Genomic DNA, 21,150 nt, shown 5'->3' with positions numbered 1-21,150 from the left:
AGAAAGAAAACGACGTTTGGGTTAACGTAGCGTGTTCGTTCGATTTTACGTCCATAGCTGTACCGAAAGTAGAATCTTCAATGACGAGCCGAAGGTGCCTGTGATGCGGTTAAAATGGAAGGCCTCCTTCACAGGGCACGGCTGCCGGCGCGATTTCGATATCTACTTGCGGTTGGGTTTCTCGGTTGCTACGAGAATCTCTGTCAGGCTGGGGGGTCGTAATGGAAAATCTTGTCGGCTGGATCGTCATCGTTGGGGCGCTCTACATTTTCGTGCCATCGTTCAAAAGGATGGTGAATGGCTGGATCGTTCAGCTGGGCGATAAAGTTCGACAGGACGCGGAGCTGCCAATCAAGAAGGAAGCGCCTGACGAGAAGCAGGTCGAAGAGATCGCGTTGATGATGTTTCGCATGCAATACCCCGACAATCCCGGGTTTCGACGGTATCTCCGCGGAAGCAAGAAATGCGGTCCGATCATACTACATGATGCGTGCAAGGGCGTTTCTAGCTGGCGAAGACATGGACGAGTTCGACGCGTCGCTGAAGAGCGGGACCAACTGACCTTTAATTATGCCACGACGTTCAGAAATTTTTCAGCGTCGTCCCTCGGTTCCTGGCGCAGTTCGTAGCGAGAATTCGCTGACACAACAGCGCCCATGCCGCAACGCTTATCCTCAGCTTCCTTCTTCGCGGCGGCGACCTTTTGCTGCCGATCCGCTTCCGCGAGAAGGCGAGCCCTTTCGGCAGCATCCTTTTCCTCGGCATCCTTCATTGCCTTGGCATCGGCGGCAATTTTGGCAGCTTTCGCGTCGGCTATCGCCTTGATGGCGGCCGGAAGCTCAGCGCGTGATGACAGCCCGTAGTCCTGATAGATGTTCAGATAGCAGTAAGTTGTACCGACGGTCGCGATGAGAACAACAATGAGAGCGACACGCACGGCGACGCCGGTCTTTCGTACCCCGGACTTCTTTGCCCGACTGCTGCCGATGACTTCCAACGCCAACCAAGCAATCGAAGCAGCAACAATGACCGCTCCGACGTAAAACCAATTTTGATACATGAAATGTCCCCATCTGTTCGTGAAGGCGTAAATTGTTACCATTCCTGATTCAATGCGGCGGCAGGCTTGCGGCGCATACGCGCGGCGCAAACTGGTCGAGATCACCCGCACTGGCTCGACGCCGCCGACTGCATCGTGACCGCTTCCGATGGTCCAGGATATAATTTCGTGCCGGCTAGAACTTGCCGCTTTACGATTTGCTTTACATTATTATAGTAGCAATTGCCACATCAATCACTTGAGTACGTCATGAGCCAAAACGTCACCGACCCGCTATACGGAGATGAACCCATCGAGGTTCCTCTGGCGAATGCACCGCTCGCCCGCGTGGTAGCGCAAATCCGCTTCCCCGAAATCCTGTCTATGCAGGACAAGGCATTTGTCGCGCCGTTTCAGGAGCGGATCAGGCGAACCTATCCTCTGGCGCAAAGCGACGTAATCAACACGTTCGTAATCGGCCCGCAGCGAATGGTCTCGTCGACCGTATGGAGGTACTACGACCCGCAAAAGAACTGGCGCGTGTCGATGTCCGATACGTTTCTCTCCCTGGAAACGACGAAATACGTTTCGAGGAAGGATTTCGTCGAGAGGTTCGGCTTTATCCTCACCCAGCTGGAAGAGACGATTAACCCAAGCCATATCGCCAGGGTGGGCGTCAGGTATGTCGACCAGGTCTCCCTAGAAGGCGGTGAGTCGATGAAAGGGATGCTGCGTCCCGAAATGGCGGGGATCAAGGACGTAGTCGGAAATACGAAGCACGTCATTTCCGAATTCGAAGCCGATACCCGTGAGGGCGCGGTGCAGGTCCGATGGGGGCATCTGCCCAAGGACGGCACGCACGATCCCGATATCATGCCGGCCATCCAACACCCTTCGTGGTTCCTAGATGTGGATTCCTACATCTTCCGGGAATCAGAAATGATGGAATATAGTGCCGAGACGGTGAAGTCGCAGGTTCTCGCTCTTGCAGGTCGGGCCTACTCCATCTTCATGTGGTCGGTGACCGATGACTTCCTTGTCAAATACGGGAAAGAACAACAATGACGCTTCCGATGAGAAACTTTGCAAACTCTCGTACGACAAACACCATCGTAGTTCCGGCATCCTTCTGGCGCGGGGGCACGGGCTCGGAAATAGTACCGAGCCAGGCGAACCCCGAAGAGAAGCGTACCTACACCCAGCTTCACGAGTTGAAGCGGATCACGGGCTATTCCTGGACTAGGATTTCCGAACTGTTGAGCTGCTCGCGAGTATCGGTTCACAACTGGATCAACGGGGTTGCGCCCGGTGATAGGACTATCCGAGATATCGGCCGTATGTACGACGCTCTTGCATACATTGATAGAGGAAGTCAGGCTGACACGAAAACCGTACTCGAGGCAGAGGACGGTGCTGTGTTCAAGCTCCTAAAGAACCTTGATTTCGAAAGGGCCAAGAAAACGGCCGGACAGGGGGCAGGCAACATCGATAATTTCTGGAAGGGCGTCGTTAATAAGCTGCCGGGGCAAGAAGACCATTGGACCGAGACCGTCAACGCGCTGTCTGGCAGCCCACTCGGAGACAACGAAGGTTTTCCGGCCCGTAAGGTGGTCGGTAGGCTGAGAGACCGTAAGAAGTAGGATGCATGGCGGAAAGTGAAGTTGAAAACGGTCTCTCGAAAGAAGCCATAGAGGCCGTACGCCAGTGGAGACAGGGGGATTATACTTTAGATTTCCCCGCATTTCCGTCAGGGCAACTGGACGAAAAGGGCTATGACGCCGAGATGGAAGAAGTCGCGGGCTGGGTGGTCATCAGCCAGACCTGCGACATCGTTAATATCGGCAAAGGCGACCGTCATCATGTTGTGGTAGCCCCACTGGTAAAACTAGAAAACGAGAAAAAGCTCGAAGACACCAACGTTGGCGCGACCCCATCCACGGCTCAGCTCGAGCATCCTCCGTCGCCTCAACATGTCGTAGACCTCACGATGGCTACGACCATCCAGAAAGCCACCCTCGCGAAGCTCAAGCGCCACGACGGCTTCCGGACGGAAATCGGGCGCGCGAAATTCGGCCGTCGTCTCGAGCGCAGGTACGGCCGCTTCGCCTTTCCTGGCGCACTCAATCCGACACTGGGAGCAATCCGCGATCAGTCCAAATCAAAACATAACAAGGAATCGGACCAGGGCCGGATTTACAGATCGATCTACGGCTTCCGTGTCGCCGCCAGCCCGAACTTCGACGTCGAGAAACCTACGATCCGGATCATCGCAGTCCTCGAAGACGAGGATGCCATGGAAGCGACAAGAGCCGAGATCATCGCGGAGCTGAAGACCTTGGAGGATGCTCCCAAGTTCAAATGGCCTGCGGCTTTCAGCAAGGCGACCCCTCTTTTCGTCGCGAGTAACCGAGACGAGATCACTGCGAGGCAATGGGAACTCAGCATGCCCGTTGACCTGGATTATCTGTCGGAACCCCCAATGCCTGAGCCCGGTTCAGAACCGGGCGCAGTCTAGGTGTGACGTTTCAGCAAATGGACCTGTCAAGATAACCTCGCCGCCGTCGGCCCGTAAGCGGTCATTTCAAAAGCTTTGCCATAAGAGGATTAGGCCGGTGTGCATCGACAATTTCCCAGCCAATTTTGCAATAGAAACCCACTGCGTCGGGCGATGCGTGGGCTTCTAGCCTGACTGCCTCGTGAGCCACGGCTAGTCTCTCAACGGCGGTCATCATGGCTCGGCCGATACCTTGCCGCTGGCGCTCCGCAACGATTGCAACCGTGCGAACGACCCCATTCCCGTCCCCGGTGAGATCAAGACGGACGGCACGGATGCACTCATTGCCATCGACAAAAACCAGCGGAAGATGCTCCGGCTTTCTGTCGTCAGGATGGTGATCGTCGTATCCAGACAATCCGCGCAGATCGAACAGCACATGCCGTCGAATCTGATGATACGCCTCCCATTCAGATTCGCTCGATACCCGTACCAGCTTCAAATCAGCAGCCTCTCGCAATAGAACGATTATAGGGGCGGTCCATCGCGGCCGTCTCGCGACACGTTTTACGGACGCATGGTGTGGATCGTGAACGGCAATCGGCTGAAACGCGACCTTTCTTCATTCCGCGATGCGTTGCTCTATGCTCCATCGGCTAAGACCGAGGCACGCGCGTGGCTCCTGTCTGATCGTGCCTCCGCGATCATCGAACGCTGGAGGGAAGGGAACCGCTCGGTGTTCCTGGATTTCGGAGATGGGGAATTTCCATTGCCTTGGCTGCCTTCGACGGGAGTGCTTTGGTGGATGAATTACGCTCCTGGTGGTCGCGTGATCGCAACCCCTGTGCATAGGAACGAGTTTGTCTTCTTGACCAAGTCACTTAGTTTTTTGAAGCCGAACGTTCGTGGATCGAAGTCAGATGCCAGGTTGGCGAGCTGCGTTCCAACTGCGCCAAGCGGCACCCATCCATCCTCGGTCTCCATCTGCGCAATCACCTTTCTGATGATGGGCGTGGCGGCGCTTGGCGGCTTTAGTGAAGGGGCAGCTTGTCCTGCCTCCGCGCCGTTCGCAGCGACAGAAGGGAGCAGGTTCTCCGTGTAGATGAAGCGTCGGCATGCCTGACGAAAACTCTCGGGCGTCTTCTGTTCGCCGAAACCAAACACATCGACGCCTTGCTCCCGGATGCGTGAGGCGAGGCGGGTGAAGTCGCTGTCGGACGACACAAGGCAAAAGCCGTCAAAGCGGCCACTATGCAGTAAATCCATTGCGTCGATCACGAGCGTGATGTCGGAAGCATTCTTGCCGGTGGTATAGGCGAACTGCTGCTGCGGAATGATGGCGTGCTTCGAGAGGACGTCGGTCCATGCTTTCGAACGAGCACTCGCGAAGTCCTCGTAGATGCGCCGCACGCTAGCTTCGCCAATTTTGGCTATCTCCTCAAACAAACCGTCCACGATCTTCGCCGAGGCATTGTCAGCATCGATGAGAACCGCGAGGCGCGGTAACCGCAATTCAGGCATGCAGAGGCTCCGTAGCGATTTTCGAAAGTACGCACTAATTCTGGTGGGCAGGTATCCAAATCACGCAATAAATGCACCTTAAAAGAGAATTTCTTTGATAGCGCGCGTCAATTTTCATTGACAGCTGATAGTACGCGAAACTACCAAGTACGCGCCTTTATTTTGCAAGAAACACAACGGTGGATATTTAACGCGCATTCAAGCCTTGCGAGATTCACCTATCTGTTTGAAAAGTTGAAACTCCCCTGGGACATTTTTCAATACGATGTGGACGTGAAGCACTCGCAGTAAATGTAGGACAGAGCGAAATTGAAAAATCCAGACAAAAGGCCGTTCATTTTAAACGAGCTAAAAAAACCTAGAATATACATAACGTTACTAATTTATTTCTTGGGGATGCTTATCGTTTTTTCGTTCAATCCTCCCGAGTGGCTCATAATTCTACTCGTCTGTGGCTTCGGTGTTCTCGGGCAGGCCCTGATAACCGACAAGATTTATACTTCCCGCTGGACGAGAAGCGAGGACGAAACTGACAGCAATTTAAACCGGTCAGAAGACATGGGGGATAACGACGATCATGGCCAATGATGAAGTGAATACAAACGAGCAAAATGGGAATGGAATCTCACTTTTCCAAGGGATTATCGACTTGGCGCGAGAAGCGATGCGCGATGATCCGCACGCTATTCCAAACTTCGGAACGTATCTTTCCCGATCCCTGACCGCTTTGGGCGTGTACAACGATTACGATCAGTATAGGCAGCAGGGTCTCTCTCCAGTTACTTCCGGTGTCGTTACGTCGCTGCAGTTTGGCGTGACGAAACTCACCGAAGGTGGAATAATGATTGGAGGAGCTGCTGTGGGGACTGCCGTGCCGCCGATGTCACCGGCCGTTCCTTATGGCGTTGTCATCGCAAATGGGGTCGCTAGCTACGCCATTGGCAACGTATTTCATGGCATTGTCGATCTCCGTCAAAATTTCTATGAACAGAAATGGACGTTTGATCGACTATCTGATGCAGGTGATCTTAATTCTTATCGGCGTACCGATTCGGATTTTGGAAGCGTTACGAGCGGATATACTGGAATTAATACTGGCCTCGACACACCGCGTGAACTCAATGCCGGCTCGCTTCCCCCGACTCTCCCGACTCCCGCCGATATTTCTACGACGCCATCGGTCCAACTGTGGGACTTGCCGATCGCAACCCCCTACACGTTCGTTCCCACTCCGACGATAACGCCCATTGTTCCTTCTCCTGCTCCCGTTCCAGTGATCCAGGACCCCCAAACCCGGTGGAACGATTCCGCCGGAGCAAGTTCGTCTGGCCGGAGTGGCTCAGTCAACGACGGTGGACACGGCTCGGCATCTGGTGGATATTCGAGCGGTGGGAGCTACTCTTCAGGAGGCAGTGGTCACACATCCTCATCGAGCGGCGGCAAGAGCACGTCTTCCACAAATGGTGGGACAAAATCCAATCCCTCATCCTCGTCGGGCGGACTTCGCGATAATCAAAACACACGCGGCTATGGGAGTTGGGGCGGAAGCAGCCTGAGTGGTGCGTCAAGAAGCACCAGTGGTAAGAGCGCGGTGAGCGGGGCGTCAAGAAGTACCAGCGGCAAAGGACCAAGTGCTCCTATCCTTCTTGACCTTGCCGGCACTGGCCTGGACCTCGACGACCTTACCTCGTCATCGAGGTTCGCGGACCTCGACGGCAGCGGCTACGAGACGCGCACGGCGTGGGCAGGGCGGGGTGTAGGCGTCTTGGTGTTGGATGCTGACGGCGACGGTAAAATTAGCCGCTCCAACGAATTCGTGTTCACCGAATGGGACCAAACGGCTAAGACCGACTTCGAAGCGCTCAAGCATGTCTTCGACACCAATGGCAACGGCAAGCTGGACGCGGGCGATGCACGCTGGTCGGAGTTCAAGGTCGAAGTGAATGGCCAACTCGTTTCGCTCGACAGCCTCGGCATCACCTCGATCGATCTGACGCCAACTGGCAGCGGCCAGAGCTTTGCCGACGGGTCGGCGATCACGGGGACGACGACATTCACGCGGGCCAACGGCACGACCGGGATTGCCGGCGACGCAATGTTGGCGGTGGACAGCAACAAGTACATCATCCGCACGACGAGTGCGACTGGCGCGGACGGCTCGATCTCGAAAGACATCCTCGGATATAACGCCGACGGTAGCCTGGCCTTTCACGAGGTGGTGACGACAAGTGCCGATGGAAACACGGTGACGACGCAGTTCGACGACGACGGCAACGGGACCTTCGACCGGTCTCAGAGCGTGGTCGTCTCGGTTGCCGCCGATGGCGTGCGGACCAAGACGATCTCCAACTTCAATGCCGACGGATCGCTGGCCGACCGCACGACCACAGTGACCAGCGCCGATCTGAAGACGGTGACGACGAGCCTCGACAGGGACGGCGACGGCGTGATCGATGAGCGTCAGGTGTTTGTGAAGCATGCCGACGGCTCATCGACGACGACGACCGAGATGCTGAGCCTCAACGGCACGGTGCAGCAGCAGGTGGTGGTCGAGGCGACAGCCGACGGTCTTTCCAAGACCAGCACCATCGACATCAACGGAGACGGTGCAAACGACCTGGTCGTCTCGGAGACGACGACTGTTGTGGCCGCCGACGGCAGCCGCACGAAGATGGTCGACACCAAGGCGATCAACGGCACGTTGCTCTCTCAGACAGTGACGACGACGAGCGCCGACAACAGGACGATCACCATCGCCGACGACGAGGACGGCAACAGCACGGTCGACACCCGCTCGGTGACGGTGACGACGATCGCCGCCTCGGGCGACATCACCGCCGAGACAACCGTACGCAATGGCGACGGCTCCTTGCGGAGCAAGTCGACCACGGTCACCAGCGCCAATGGCCTGTCGAAGACAGTCTCCTCCGACGTGACCGGTGACGGCAACATCGACGTCGTCGACAGCGACATCACCGTTGTATCGGCCGGCGGAACGCGGACCCAGACGGTGCAGCAGGTCAGCGGCAACAACACGCTGCTGTCGAGGACGGTCACAACGACGAGCGCCGACTTGAAGACAATCAGCATTGCAACGGATGCAAACGGCGACGCCGCGAATGACAGCTTCACCAGCATCACCGTTGCCGCCGACGGCACGACAACCAGGACCGCGAGTACCCTCAATCCCGACAGCTCGCTGGTTAACAAGACCACCGCCGTCAGCTCGGCTGACGGCCTGTCGAAGACCACGACGGTTGATGCCGACGGCAATGGCAATGCCGATCGTATCGTCACCGACGTCATAACAGGCAATGCCGACGGCAGCCGTACCGAGACGGTGACGGTCAAGAGCTATAGCGGCACGGTGCTTTCGAAGACCGTGACGACGAGATCGGCCGACAGCCTGTCGCAGACTGTGCGGGCCGATTTGAACGGCGACGGCACGGTCGACCAGATTGCGTCAGATATCATCACGCTCGGCGCGGACGGTACGCGGACCGAGACGGTCAGCGTCAGAAGCGCCAACGAGACGCTACAGCAGCAGACCACCACTGTCGTCAGCGCCGACCGGCAAACGACCACGGTGGCGACGGATGCGGATGGTGACGGCCATCTTGACAGCCGTGAGGTCAGGACGGCGTTCGCCGACGGCCACACCGAGACTGTTCGCACCGACTATGCCGCCAACGGTACGGTGCTGGCGACGCGGACGGATACGGTCAGTGCCGATGGCCTGACCAAGACCTCCAGCCTTGACATCAATGGCGGCGGCACCGACCGGATTCTCTCCGACAAGACCGTCCTGAATTCCGGCGGCAGCCGCACCGAGACGATCTCGCTCACCACCGGCGATGGCAAGCTTCTCGACCGGAAGACGATCGTCACCTCGGGCAACGGCCTTTCCGTCACGACAAGCGAAGATGTCAACGGCGACGGCACCATCGATCTGAAGACAACTGAAATCTCAACGCTGAACGCCGACGGCTCGGTAAACACGGCTGTTTCTCACTATCGCGGCACAACGCGTATCGATCGAACATCGACGACCACCAGCGCCAACGGCCTGTCCACGTCGACGGTCGTCTATGCCGATGGTGATGCCACGATCGACAGACGTGGAACGTCGACGCGCACGCTCAATGCGGACGGCTCGACGCAGACGGTCGAGGTGACCCGCGGGGGCGACAACACGCTAATTTCGAAGGCGACAACGACTATCAGCGCCGACGGCAAGACAGCCACCAAGACGTTTGACCTTGACGGCAATGCTTCGACCGATGTCCAAGAGAAGATCGCAGTCAACGCCGCCGGGGAAACGACGGACACGGTCGAGACCTACAAGGCGGACGGAACGCTGGCGAGCCGTTCGGTGACCACTAACTCCGCCAACGGCCTGTCCAAGACGTCAAGCTCTGATCTCAACGGCGACAATACCTTCGAAAAGGTCGTCACCGATACGACAACGCTCAACGCGAATGGCAGCCAGACGCGAGTCGTCTCCGAGTCCGCGGGCAATGTGCTGACCTCGAAGTCGACGCTGACGGCAAGCGGCGACGGTTTGACGAAGACGGCCGCCTGGGAAGATGGCTCCGGCACGGTCCGCTCGATGAGCGACGTGACGGTGCTCAACGCCGATGGCAGCACGATAGAGACGCTCTCCTATTTCAAGGCCAACAACGCTCTGGAAAGCCGCACGGTCACCACGGTCGCGGCCCATGGACTGTCAACCAAGGTGGAGAGCGACCTTGATGGCGACAACACGTTCGACCAGCGCTCGGTCACAACCAAGCAGGCGGATGGTTCTGTCAAGCAGGTCCTCGCCGACCTGACGACCGGCGGCATCGTCACCGACACGAAGACGGTCACCGTCTCGGCCGATGGCCTAACGCGCACCGTCGACTACGATACCGACGGCAATGGCACGGCGGACAACAAAACCACCGATATCACCACGCTTAATGCCGACGGCAGCAAAACCACGACGGCCGAGGAGCGGGTCGGTGGCGCGCTCAAGAGCAGAATGGTCGTCGACACCTCGGCCGACGGGCTGTCGGTGACGACCAAATGGGATACGACAGGTGCCGGCAGCAGCTTCGACAAGAGCCAGACCGATGTGACGGTGCTGAATGCCGATGGCTCGCGCACACGCACCATCAGCGTCTTCAATGGGACAACGCTGGCCAGCCGTCATCAGATCACGTCCAGTGCCAACGGCTTCTCAATCACCGAGCAGTGGGACCTGACCGGCTCGGGCACTTATGGACAGACCGCCACCGACGTGACGGTGCTTAACGCTAATGGCACGACGACGCGCACCGTCACATCAAGCAAGACGGATGGCACGCTGATCTCGAAGACGATCACGGCAACGGATGCGAGCGGCAGGGTCGTCGCTTCCAGCGACGAGCGTCCGGGCTTCGGCAATCAGAGCCGCGCCGACACGCGCGAGGTGCTGGCCGACGGCACGATCCGCCAGACAGCAACGACCTCGGACAGCAGCGGTCATCTACTCGACAGGACAGTCACCACGACAAGCGCTGACAAGCTGACGGTAACGGTCGAGCGCGACGCCAATGGCGACGGCATCATCGATCAGCGCCAGCAGAGCGTCACGGCGAACTCTGGTATCCTCACCTCGACGACAACGGACTTCAACGCTGACGGCACCACTGTTCGAGACCGCTCGGTGCGGACGGTGTCGGCCGACGGCCGCCACACCACGATCACCTGGGACTATGACGGCAACGGCAGCAACGAGCGCCAGCGCAGTGTCGACGACATCGTGCATGCCGACGGCAGCCGCACGACAGTGACCACCGATACCGACCTTGCAACCAGTACGCTGGCGGCAAAGACCACGACCATTGTCTCGGCCGACGGCAAAACCGTCACGACTTCAAAGGACGTCAACGGCGACGGCACCATCGATCAGGTCGAGACGGTCACCATAGATGCAACGGGAGCAACGAAGACCGTCGTTACCAATAACGCCACGGCCCGCAACGTATCCTATCTGACGGCAGGCGGTGTCTACTGGACGCAGGCGATTGCGGCAAAGTCCGAGACCACGACCTCGACCGACGGCCAGAGGAAAACTCTGCGCTACGACTTCGACGGCGACGGCGTTTTCGAAGTGACGATGCAGTCGGTGCACCAGATCGACGGCTCCATCGTCACCACGGTGACCGAAACCACCGCCGCAGGGGCGATCGTGGCGACGGGAACGATCTCCACCAGCGCCGACGGTCTCGTCACCAAGCTCTCCAAAGACACCGACAACAATGGCACCGTCGACCATACCGAGACGGCGGTCACGCATGCAGATGGATCGGTGACGCTGACCAAGGCTGACTTCAACGCCGCAGGCTCGTTGACCCAGACAGTCGTCGATACTGTCAACGCGCTTGGATCGCTCACCAGACGCCTGACCTCGGACGGGCAGGGACGCAAGACATCCCAGGTCGACATTGCCGCCGACGGCAGCTCGGTGACAACGGCTTATGATGCGGCAAGCGGTCAGACGCTGAGCGTCACCCACGCCAGCAAGGCGGGCCTACTGACATCTGCAACGCTCTACGACCCGTTGAATGCACAAGCCTGGACCAGGGTCGAACAGCAGTTCGATGCTCAGGGCAAGAAAACAGTCGAAATCCAGTACAAGGATGATGGCACTCGCGCCGAAATCACCTTCACCTCCACAGGGGCGCAAACGCAGATCAAGTTCTACAGCGCCGCGAGTGTGCTGACCGGCACGACGGACTTCGACACCGCCAACGCCAACACTTGGGCGAAGATCGACAAGACCTTCAACGCGGCTGGCCAGTTGACAGTCCAGGTCACCACCAATGATGACGGCACCAAAGTGCAGGTCAACTACGATCCAGCCAACACAGCCACTTGGTCGACCTACAAGCAGACCTTCAATGCCGCCGGCCAGCTGACCTTCATCGACCAGACCAACGACAACGGCACCCACAACACCGTCACTTATGACGTTGCGAATGCTGGAAGCTGGTCGCGCTACGAGCAGTACATCGACAGTGCCGGACGTGTGCTTAACCAGACGAACTTCAACGACAACGGCACATGGGACGTCTACAGCTACGACCCGACCAACACGGTGACTTGGTCGACATACGTCCAGAGCTTCAACACGGCCGGACAGCTTACCGTCGTGACGCAGTATAACGACAACGGCACCCGGTACGGGGTCCAATACGATCCCACCAACGTAGCGGATTGGGCGATCCTCGAATACTCCTGGGACGCCGCCGGTCGCCAGACCAATCAGGTCAACCATTACGACGATGGCAGGACGTGGTACTACACTTGGGATGTCGTCAACGCTCAGACTTGGTCCTACGTCCTCGTGATGCAGGATGCCGCGGCTCGGACGACCACCCAAATCAACTATTACGACAATGGGACGCGGACGGAATATGCGTACGATCCCGCCAATGCGCAAAACTGGTCGAACATCGTTTCTAATTACAATGCCGCTGGGCAAATGACGGATCAGACGATCACCTACGATGGTGGGAACATCGCGCAGGTCCTGTACGACTACAACAACAGCAAGTCGTGGACACGATACGTGTATCAGATGACTAGCCACAGAATGATTACTTCCGCAACATCATACAACGATGACGGGACTTGGACGAATTACCACTACACTGCCGGTACGATGGACGCGTGGTACAGATATAGGGATGGCGTTCTCATCGACAAATGGGTGCGCTGGACAAAGACTCCTGTGTTGGTGGATTTAGACGGCGACGGTCATATCGACCTACGACCCCTTGATCCTAATAGTCTTTCAGGCGAATCGTCGCCCAGCTTTGACTGGGACGGTGACTCTGCTAGGGACAACACCGCATGGGCGGGGTCGGATGATGGTTTCCTTGCAATCGATCTTGGCTCGAACGGCGCAGTTGGTTCGGACGGCTTGATTAATCAGTCACGGGAGTTGGCCTTTACCGACTGGGTTACGCCGGAGCAGATCGCAGAAAGCGACGGCCCGATCACCGACCTTGATGCTCTGCGGCTCGTCTTCGACAGCAACCATGACAACGTGCTCGACGCCAATGACGACCGCTGGAGCGAGTTCCGGGTTTGGCGAGACGCCAACCAGAACGGCATCACCGACGCCGGCGAACTGATGACGATGTCGGAGGCTGGCATCAAGCTCGTCAACCTGCTGCACACGCCGGAGGGATCGCAGGCCTTTGCTGACGGGTCAGCCATCGCGGGCACAGCGACCTACGAAACGGTCAACGGCGAGAAGCTTCTCGTCGCCGACGCCTCGCTTGCCTATCGGGCCGCCTGATGGCCATCGAGACCAATGCCGGGGAACCCTGTGCCCCGGCAGCAACGGACACGGTGTGATCGCCCATCATGTCCGTCGCCCTCATCGATGAGGCGGAGCAGAGCGGCAACAGTGCTGCTCTGCCGCCCGACAGCGGCCTTGCCGCCATTGCCGCCATAGCAGGTTACTTTCGGATCGCATCCCGACCGGAGACGCTGGCCCGCGAGCTGGCGCTGGACAAGCCCGCGGTCGCCGATGACCTCCTGCGCGCCGGCAAGATTATCGGCCTGAAGGCACGGACGGTTCGTGGCGTCAGCGCCGCGCGGTTGGCAACTTTGCCCGTTCCGGCGATCGCCTGCCTGCTCGACGGTTCCTTCGCCATTCTCGGTGCGGCCAATGCCGATGCGATGTACCAGCTCGTCAATCCGCTCGACTTTACCACCCGGCTTGTCGATGCATCCGCCCTGCTTGGCGAGACCTCGGGAGCATTCATTCTCCTGCAGCGGCGCTTCGCCGGACCGGGTGCTGCGCGCGACGCCTTCGGCTTCCGCTGGTTCCTGCCGTCGATCTGGCGCTATCGCCATGCCTTCGGCCATGTGTTGTTGGCCTCTTTGATCGTGCAGATCTTCGCGCTGATCACGCCCCTGTTCTTCCAGGTGGTGGTCGACAAGGTGCTGGCGCATCGCAGCTATTCGACGCTCATCGTTCTGGTCGTCGGACTGGTTGCCGTCGGCCTGTTCGACGTGATCCTGCAATATATGCGCACCTATGCGCTCTCGCACACCACCAATCGCATCGACGTCGAACTCGGACGACGATTGTTCCGGCATCTGCTCAACCTGCCGCTCAACTACTTCGAGACGCGCCCGACCGGCCAAACGATCGCCCGCGTGCGCGAGCTGGAGACGATCCGCAACTTCCTGACCGGGCAGGGACTGTTCTCCGGCCTCGACCTGATCTTCACCTTCGTCTTCATCTTCGTCTTGTTCTCTTATTCGACACGGCTCGCCTGGATCGTCGTCGCCTCGATCCCTTTCTATTTGGCGATCGGCTTCCTGATCCGCCCACTGCTCAAAGACAAGATCGACGAGAAGTTCGAGCGCGGCGCCTACAGCCAGCAGTTCCTCGTCGAGACCGTCGTCGGCGTTCAGACGCTGAAGGCGTCGGCTGTCGAGCCGGTCGTGGCCTCGCAATGGGAGGAGCGGCTTGCGGGATACGTCCAGTCGTCCTTCGCGACCACCATGCTTGCCGCCAAGGGCCAGAACGCCATCCAATACGTCAGCAAGATCACGTCGGCCGCGTTACTGCTCTTCGGCGCGCAGGCGGTGATTGATGGTGAGCTGACGGTCGGCGCTCTCGTCGCCTTCAACATGATCGCCGGACAGGTCTCCCAACCGATCCTGCGGCTGTCGCAACTCTGGCAGGACTTCCAGCAGGTGCAGGTCTCGGTGGCTCGACTGGCGGATATCCTCAACGCGCCGGCGGAACCGCGCCCATCGGTCGCCGCCAGCCTGCCGCCGCCGAAGGGTGCGATCGGCTTCAAGCACGTCAACTTCCGCTATTCGCATGACGGTCCTGAGGTGCTGAAGGACATCAGCTTCGGCATCCGGTCGGGCGAGGTCATCGGCATTGTCGGACCGTCCGGCTCAGGCAAGTCGACGCTCACCAAGCTCGTGCAGCGCTTCTACGTACCAAGCAGCGGGCAGGTCTTCGTCGACGGGCAGGACATCGCCCAGGTCGATCCGGCCTGGTTGCGGGCCAATATCGGGGTCGTGCTGCAGGAAAACATGCTGTTCAACCGGACGATCCACGACAACATCTGCCTGGTGAACCCGTCGATGTCGCGCTCAGCGGCCATGCGGATGGCACGGCTCTCGGGTGCCGACGAGTTCATCGCCAAGCTGCCGCGCGGCTACGACACGCTGATCGAGGAGCGCGGCGCCAATCTCTCGGGCGGACAGCGCCAGCGCCTGGCGATTGCCCGAGCCCTGGCGACCAACCCGCCGATCCTGATCCTTGATGAGGCGACCTCCGCCCTCGACTACGAGAGCGAGCGGATCATCCTCGGCAATATGAGGGAGATCGTCAAAGGCCGTACCGTGATCATCATCGCCCACCGGCTGGCGACGGTGCGCCACTGCGATCGCATCATCGGCATGAAGGACGGCCGCATCGTCGAGGAGGGTAACCACGAGAGCCTGCTTGCCCGTCCCAACGGTCTCTATGCGCATCTCTGGGCATTGCAGACGGGGTTCAACCAGGCATGAACGTGCTCGTGCGCCCCAACAAGCGGAAAGGTCGTCCGCCGAAGCGGCCGCGCGCCGACAACGCCTTCCTGCCGGCCGCCCTCGAGATCCTCGAGACCCCGGCATCGCCGATCCGCACCGCGTTCATGTGGTTCATTGCGACCGTGGTGATCAGCGCTCTCGTCTGGAGCTATCTCGGCACCTTCGACATCGTCGCGACCGCTCAGGGCAAGATCCAGCCGACTGGGCGGGTGAAGGTGATCCAATCGATCGAGACGGGTAAGACGATCTCGGTTCCGGTCACCAACGGAGCGCGGGTCAAGGCCGGCGATCTCTTGGTGCAGCTCGACGAAACCGAGCTGAAGTCCGACGAGGACGGGATCCTCACCGAGTTGGAGGCGCTGCAGGCGGAGGTCACCCGCCGGAAAGCTGTCGTGGACACCGCCGATCGCTGGCAGCGCGATGGGATCTGGCTGACGGAACGGCCGGGCATCCAGCAGCAACTACTCTTCCACGGCACCATCGCTCAGGACGTTCGCAACCGCGAACAGGCGATCTATCGTGCCGATCTCGCGCAGCTTGATACCGCACTTGCCAACATCGCCGCCCAGAGAACCCAGAGCCAGGCGACGGTTGCCCGCCTGGAGCAGACCGTCAGGGCGCAGACCACCTTGGTCGACACGCTCACCGAACGGGTCAAGCTCCACAATGCCCTCATCGACCAGTCGGTGGGTACGCGGGCATCTCTCATCGATGCGATGGAGACGCAGCAGAAGGAACTGGCGGTCCTGACCGAGGAGAGCGGGCAGCTCACCGAGGCGAAGGCGTCGCTTGCCGTCGCCTCAAGCGACGGCGACAAGACGCTCGCCACCTTCATCGCCGACAACGTCAGCCGAGAGGGCGAGGCAGCCAGACGCGCCAACACCCTGGAACAGCAATTGATCAAGGCGCGCAAGCGGCGTCAGTCCATGACCATCGCGAGCCCGATCGACGGGACCGTCCAGGCGTCCGCCATCACCACTGTTGGCCAGGTGGTCTCAGCCGGCGCCGAACTCATGCGGATCGTTCCTGGAGACGGCACCCTGGAGGTCGAGGCCTATCTGCCGAACCGCGACATCGGCTTTGTTGCCGCCGGTCAGCCTGTCGTCGTCAAGGTCGAGGCTTTCCCCTTCACCCGCTACGGCATCATCACCGGACGGGTAACCGGTGTGGCTCGCGACGCCATCCCCGAGCCGGATGCGGGTCAACTCGAAGGCGATCCCGCCAAGGCGTTGCAGAGTGCGGTGCCGATCGCCAATGCCCAGCGTGTCCAGAACCTCGTGTTCCCGGTAACCGTCAGGCTGGACGTTCACGACATCGAGATCGAGGGCCTCAGGCAACCGCTGTCATCGGGCATGTCCGTCACCGTCGAGATCAAGACCGGCAAGCGCCGCATCCTCGAATACCTGTTTTCGCCGCTGGCTGAGATCGCCTCCGGGGCGATGAAGGAGCGGTGAGGCCTGGATTCCGTCGGATACGTGACTGAGAGACTGCGACTATGCACCTCCAGTATCGAATCCAGGACAAGATCACGAGTAATCCCAAGTCCGTGAAGACAGGTAAGCATTCGCCGAGGACCGCAGGTTCAGGCTTTCTTGCGTGCTTTGCGTTTCCACTTGGCGGCTAGCGCATCCACGTTTTTGCGAAGGTTTACGGCATCACAGGTTCTCTTGGACCTGAGCTGAATCCCACTTGAGGTGAGATGGAGAGGCTGGATTGCCCCTCCAAGGGCGGCCTCATGGAATTGTCTCAGTGCCCGCAAGCTTTGCTGTATCGCACGCTGTGGCGAGAATGAACGACACCCCAGCGCTTCAACAACGCAACTGGGGTCATCGTTCGTTGCCAAGAATAACATCCAGGAATGCAGCGTCGGTGCGCTGATAGTTCAACGGGTCACGAGCATCGTCTACAGAGCCTGTAGTTTTTATCAACCACGATCCGACATGTTATACGCGGTGTATATGGTTGTTAAAACGACCATTAAATCAGTTTGTGGAGGATTTAACCGCCATGTCGAAAAGAAATGCCTTGAGTTTGGCGCCCCCGTACATGGTGGAGCGTTCCCTAATAACTCTCGGCGCGAATCTCAGGACGGCGCGCCTTCGACGGAATTTGAAAGTACAGGACGTGGCTGAAAAAATCGGCGTTGGCAGACACGTAGTCTCGGATGCCGAGAAGGGGAAGGCGTCCACAAGCATTGCCGTCTACGCCGCCATGCTTTGGGTATTCGGGATGGCGGATCAGCTTGCACAAATGGCCGACCCTGCGATGCTCCAACTCGGCCGAGAATGCGGCCTTCTGACAGCGGATAGTCGCATCACTACGGTCGCCGACCGCGACGTTCTTCTGGTCAAGCGGTTTGATCGTGAAAAAGTGCAGGGCGGCTATCACCGGGCGAGGATGGTGAGCGGATTGACCCTCCTGCGGGCGGATGACAGTCACCGTTCAAGTGATCTTTGGTCCTACATCCTGCTTGCCGAAGAACTTCGTCGTGTGTGCGAGGCACCCCAACGGCAAGCACACGAACTATTCAAACGGATGTCTTTCAACGCGCTGATTTCCAACACCGACGATCATCCGCGGAACCACGCCGCAAAGGCCAGGAACAAGGATTGGAAGTTGTCACCGGCTTATGATCTAACCCCATCTACGCCGATCAGTCTCGAACAAAGGGATTTGGCGATTACTTGCGGAGATCAGGGTCGGATAGCTCGTGCGAGCAACTTACTGTCTCAGTGCCATCGCTTCCTGTTAGGCCGGGAAGAGGCCATCGCGATCATGAAAAACATGACAAATACAGTTCGAGACGCCTGGTATCATGTTGCGCGCTCAGCGGGCGTGACCGAAATCGATTGCAACACTATCGAAGGTGCTTTCGTGTATCCCGGTTTTGGAGCGGAACAAATTTAGATGGCGAAGCTCAGTCGTGTCGGCCGGCCGCTGAATGGCGCTGTTGCGGCATTCGCTACCAATTTCGAAAAAGCCCCAAGGTCGACGTCGGACCGCCACGCCGCTGGTCGGATTCAATTCATCTGGTGGGCGGTTTCCTCCTTTGACGCGGTTTGTTTCCGCTTGGGGTCAAACCGTTAAATGGAGGAAGTGTTCCAGACGTGGGGCTTCAGTCCGTCGCTTTGTCGGACCTTGGTCCGAAGCTCCGCGAAACCGTTCAGTCCTGCTGGGGGAAGCGGCTGAGCATCCGATCCTGCACGTTCTGCGGGCCTACGATCATCGCGGCAAGCGAGATGGCTTTGTCGCGGTCTGCGGTGTTTGTTATGAAACCTTCGAGCAAAACAATTGGTCCGAGCATCCTGATCATAATGGCACTGCTGTCGATATCTGGATCAGCCGATAGCGCTGCTTCGATTGTCGCGATGGTCGACGCCGAACTATGGCCTTGTGAACAGCACTCGTCATGGCTGTAGCTGTCAGGGCCGAACTTCATACCATCCTCCTGTTCCGCCCCTCCACGGAACTTCATGCATTTCACCTGATGCTAATATGATGGGTGCGACTTAGGCTTGCCAGTCAGACTTAGGTCCGACTTTTCCGCCGCGTCATCTGACTTAAATGCTCCCCCATCCTTGTTGAGAGGACATCAGAGAGCTCTTGGTCGTTGTTGCGCAATTGCCGTCAGGGCTCCCCGATCAGGCACCAAGTGGCCGATCCAGGGTGGGCATGTGAGCTTCACAGCGGATGTGGAACGCTTCTTGCAGGGTTAAAGGATTATTAGCCATGCAAAGGGCAGGTGTAATGGATTGGCACAGAAGCGAAGATTTCGCTCCTCTGTTGCTTGTAATGAGCGGTCGAGAAAAGCACAGGCTGGTCACATCACTACGGGAAGTCGCCGAGGCCCTTATCGTCGCCTGGCCCTCAGACGATGGCGAGGAATACATGGCCGCCGTAAAAACATGCCTGGATGCCATTCACGGCCATACCCCCGCTATGGCAGCACGGGCCGCACTTATTCGCGCTGCTGAGGAAGCCGGAATTCCCGTCATCGCCGTTGTTCACTGACGGTATGCCTCGGCCAGATCGCATTTGGAGGCGCTTGTGGGCGAAGCATTCGTCCACCTCTGAAACGATGGCGTAAGGGGACACCGAGGGGATCCCAAGAGAGCTTGTGACCTCCCTCATCCTTCGTCGCCGCGAGCTATTGGATCGTGGCTCTTAGCCAAATGACGGCGGCGGCAGCGCCTGCGTCCGGATGACCGATCCGGCGCCAATCAGGCCGGTATGTATCCGCTCGGCGCTCGTGATGACCGGAGTTCACCATGGCGAAGCATGTCCGCACGCCGTGCCTGATCATGAAGTGCTGATGGCTCTCTATGAGCGGCATAAAGCTGTGCCTGACTTCCTGCTACACAGGTTCGCTTGGACCTGAGACGATTTCCGATCTTTACGCAGGTGCGGTCTTAGCGATTACGCGGCGACATTCTTCCTGGGACGACCGCCCTTTAAGCCATTGAGTCTCGATGAAGCGGCCTTTGCGCCGGATTTTGCCTTCCCACCAGTGGACCCCAATTGCGCTGCCATCCACTTTCTGGACCCCAAAATTCCGTCCATCAGAGCTGGAACATAGAGATCGGCATCGATATCCGGCCAGTGAAGCCCAAGACCCTTGGCCTCGACAACGACGTTGTTCAATTGCGAAGCGTTAGCACCTTGAAGCCCTTGCAGTTTCTCGACGGGAAAACCGATGAAAGAGCCGTTGTTAAGCACCACGACGATGGCGTCATGCTCAGCGTCGTAGCGGGCCGATGTGGCGTATGGCCCCAACTGCGGCTCCATTCCGCTCATGTTGGCCAGGTCGAACTCAAGATCAGAAATCTCCATGGATGCGGCTCCATGCTTCGCAGATACCTTTTCGCGCATCGTTTGAACTCCTTGCGATCCTACCGAGTTCTGGTTTCCCGAACCCTCTGTTCTCTCTCAGCTCTGGCGACCCATCAGGGCAGTTCATGATAAAAACCGCAGAGCAGTCGTTGCCAATGACGTGTACATGAGCAGGCCGATGATCGTTGGGATAAATGACCGCTCGCAGTCCTGCGAAATTCAACACCGTTGGCTGTGTTCACCTTATATAAAAACCTAAGCGCTTAGGAAAGCGATTTCTTCCGCGCTGACGCATGTTCAAGATCATACGAATACGACAACGCTGACCTTCCGCTCGCCGACCCCGGCGAGGTCCCGTCGTATCGCGTAACTTACAGGGAATTGAACATGGTCTCCGACAAGCTCCCACCCGTCATTCCGCAGCCGCGCAAAGCCGCGCCCGACCTGGAGATCCTCCGGAGGGTGGAAATATTGAGGCAATCAGCGCTTCCTGCTCTCGCCCTACTGCCGGACCCTGCGGCACGGTATGGAATACAACGATCCGGGAGCCTCCCACTACGAGGAGAATTACCGTCGACGCGTCCTCACCAATCTCGAGCGAAGAGCAAAATCGTTCGGGTTACCCTACGGCCCGCGCCAACATCCGGCTGAATGTTTCTTAGGAATT

At 58.4% G+C, this 21,150-nt stretch carries 14 protein-coding genes; 8 read left to right on the top strand and 6 right to left on the bottom strand.

Annotation, left to right across the window (positions count from 1 at the left end):
• Nucleotides 1–568: 568 nt before the first annotated feature.
• Nucleotides 569–1,060 carry a hypothetical protein gene (locus FHX09_RS22595; protein WP_183721894.1) on the bottom strand — a complete coding sequence of 164 codons (492 nt, stop codon included), beginning with the start codon at nucleotides 1,058–1,060 and terminating at the stop codon, nucleotides 569–571.
• A gap of 249 nt (nucleotides 1,061–1,309) precedes the next feature.
• Here FHX09_RS22595 and FHX09_RS22590 point away from each other — a divergent pair, with 249 nt between their 5' ends.
• Genes FHX09_RS22590 through FHX09_RS22580 form a run of 3 tightly spaced genes read left to right on the top strand, consistent with a single transcriptional unit; the run spans nucleotide 1,310 to nucleotide 3,554 of the window.
• Nucleotides 1,310–2,104, top strand: coding sequence for a TIGR04255 family protein (locus FHX09_RS22590; RefSeq protein ID WP_132593784.1), 795 nt, complete (start codon nucleotides 1,310–1,312; stop codon nucleotides 2,102–2,104).
• Nucleotides 2,101–2,679, top strand: coding sequence for a hypothetical protein (locus FHX09_RS22585; RefSeq protein ID WP_132593782.1), 579 nt, complete (start codon nucleotides 2,101–2,103; stop codon nucleotides 2,677–2,679). The genes FHX09_RS22590 and FHX09_RS22585 overlap by 4 nt, the downstream gene beginning before the upstream one ends.
• Before the next feature lie 5 nt (nucleotides 2,680–2,684).
• Nucleotides 2,685–3,554: a hypothetical protein gene (locus tag FHX09_RS22580; RefSeq protein ID WP_184450686.1), complete on the top strand. Its 870-nt coding sequence runs from the start codon at nucleotides 2,685–2,687 to the stop codon at nucleotides 3,552–3,554.
• A gap of 61 nt (nucleotides 3,555–3,615) precedes the next feature.
• On the opposite strand, the gene FHX09_RS22575 is transcribed toward FHX09_RS22580, so the two are convergent.
• Nucleotides 3,616–4,035, bottom strand: coding sequence for a GNAT family N-acetyltransferase (locus FHX09_RS22575; protein ID WP_184450685.1), 420 nt, complete (start codon nucleotides 4,033–4,035; stop codon nucleotides 3,616–3,618).
• A gap of 308 nt (nucleotides 4,036–4,343) precedes the next feature.
• A complete protein-coding gene (locus FHX09_RS22570) occupies nucleotides 4,344–5,054 on the bottom strand; it encodes an NYN domain-containing protein (protein ID WP_184450684.1) in 711 nt (236 codons plus the stop codon).
• A gap of 1,591 nt (nucleotides 5,055–6,645) precedes the next feature.
• Here FHX09_RS22570 and FHX09_RS22565 point away from each other — a divergent pair.
• From FHX09_RS22565 to FHX09_RS22550, 4 genes are all read left to right on the top strand, one after another.
• Nucleotides 6,646–13,386: an adhesin gene (locus FHX09_RS22565; protein ID WP_184450683.1), complete on the top strand. Its 6,741-nt coding sequence runs from the start codon at nucleotides 6,646–6,648 to the stop codon at nucleotides 13,384–13,386.
• A gap of 68 nt (nucleotides 13,387–13,454) precedes the next feature.
• On the top strand, nucleotides 13,455–15,632 hold the full coding sequence (locus tag FHX09_RS22560) for a type I secretion system permease/ATPase (RefSeq protein WP_184450682.1): 2,178 nt from the start codon (nucleotides 13,455–13,457) through the stop codon (nucleotides 15,630–15,632).
• Nucleotides 15,629–17,107 carry an HlyD family type I secretion periplasmic adaptor subunit gene (locus tag FHX09_RS22555; protein ID WP_184450681.1) on the top strand — a complete coding sequence of 493 codons (1,479 nt, stop codon included), beginning with the start codon at nucleotides 15,629–15,631 and terminating at the stop codon, nucleotides 17,105–17,107. Before FHX09_RS22560 ends, FHX09_RS22555 begins: the two co-directional genes overlap by 4 nt.
• A gap of 553 nt (nucleotides 17,108–17,660) precedes the next feature.
• A complete protein-coding gene (locus FHX09_RS22550) occupies nucleotides 17,661–18,560 on the top strand; it encodes a HipA domain-containing protein (protein WP_184450680.1) in 900 nt (299 codons plus the stop codon).
• Nucleotides 18,561–18,816: 256 nt separating this feature from the next.
• Here the strand turns inward: FHX09_RS22550 and FHX09_RS22545 are convergent, their stop codons facing one another.
• Nucleotides 18,817–19,092 carry a BON domain-containing protein gene (locus FHX09_RS22545; RefSeq protein ID WP_007791107.1) on the bottom strand — a complete coding sequence of 92 codons (276 nt, stop codon included), beginning with the start codon at nucleotides 19,090–19,092 and terminating at the stop codon, nucleotides 18,817–18,819.
• 290 nt (nucleotides 19,093–19,382) lie between these two features.
• Between FHX09_RS22545 and FHX09_RS22540 the strand changes: the two genes are divergently transcribed.
• Nucleotides 19,383–19,664 (top strand): DUF982 domain-containing protein, encoded by a 282-nt coding sequence (locus FHX09_RS22540; protein WP_007791104.1) that lies wholly within the window; start codon nucleotides 19,383–19,385, stop codon nucleotides 19,662–19,664.
• A 405-nt stretch (nucleotides 19,665–20,069) separates the two neighbouring features.
• On the opposite strand, the gene FHX09_RS22535 is transcribed toward FHX09_RS22540, so the two are convergent.
• Both FHX09_RS22535 and FHX09_RS22530 read right to left on the bottom strand, forming a co-directional pair.
• A complete protein-coding gene (locus FHX09_RS22535) occupies nucleotides 20,070–20,522 on the bottom strand; it encodes a DUF2442 domain-containing protein (RefSeq protein ID WP_246699493.1) in 453 nt (150 codons plus the stop codon).
• Entirely contained in the window at nucleotides 20,470–20,709 is a 240-nt protein-coding gene (locus tag FHX09_RS22530; protein ID WP_184450679.1) for a DUF4160 domain-containing protein, read from the bottom strand. The genes FHX09_RS22535 and FHX09_RS22530 overlap by 53 nt, the downstream gene beginning before the upstream one ends.
• Nucleotides 20,710–21,150 lie beyond the last annotated feature (441 nt).

The sequence above is a fragment of the Rhizobium sp. BK538 genome, assembly GCF_014197575.1.
Classification (GTDB): Bacteria; Pseudomonadota; Alphaproteobacteria; order Rhizobiales; family Rhizobiaceae; genus Rhizobium.
Note: the sequence above shows the minus strand (reverse complement) of the source record. Positions and strands in the feature narration are given on the sequence as shown.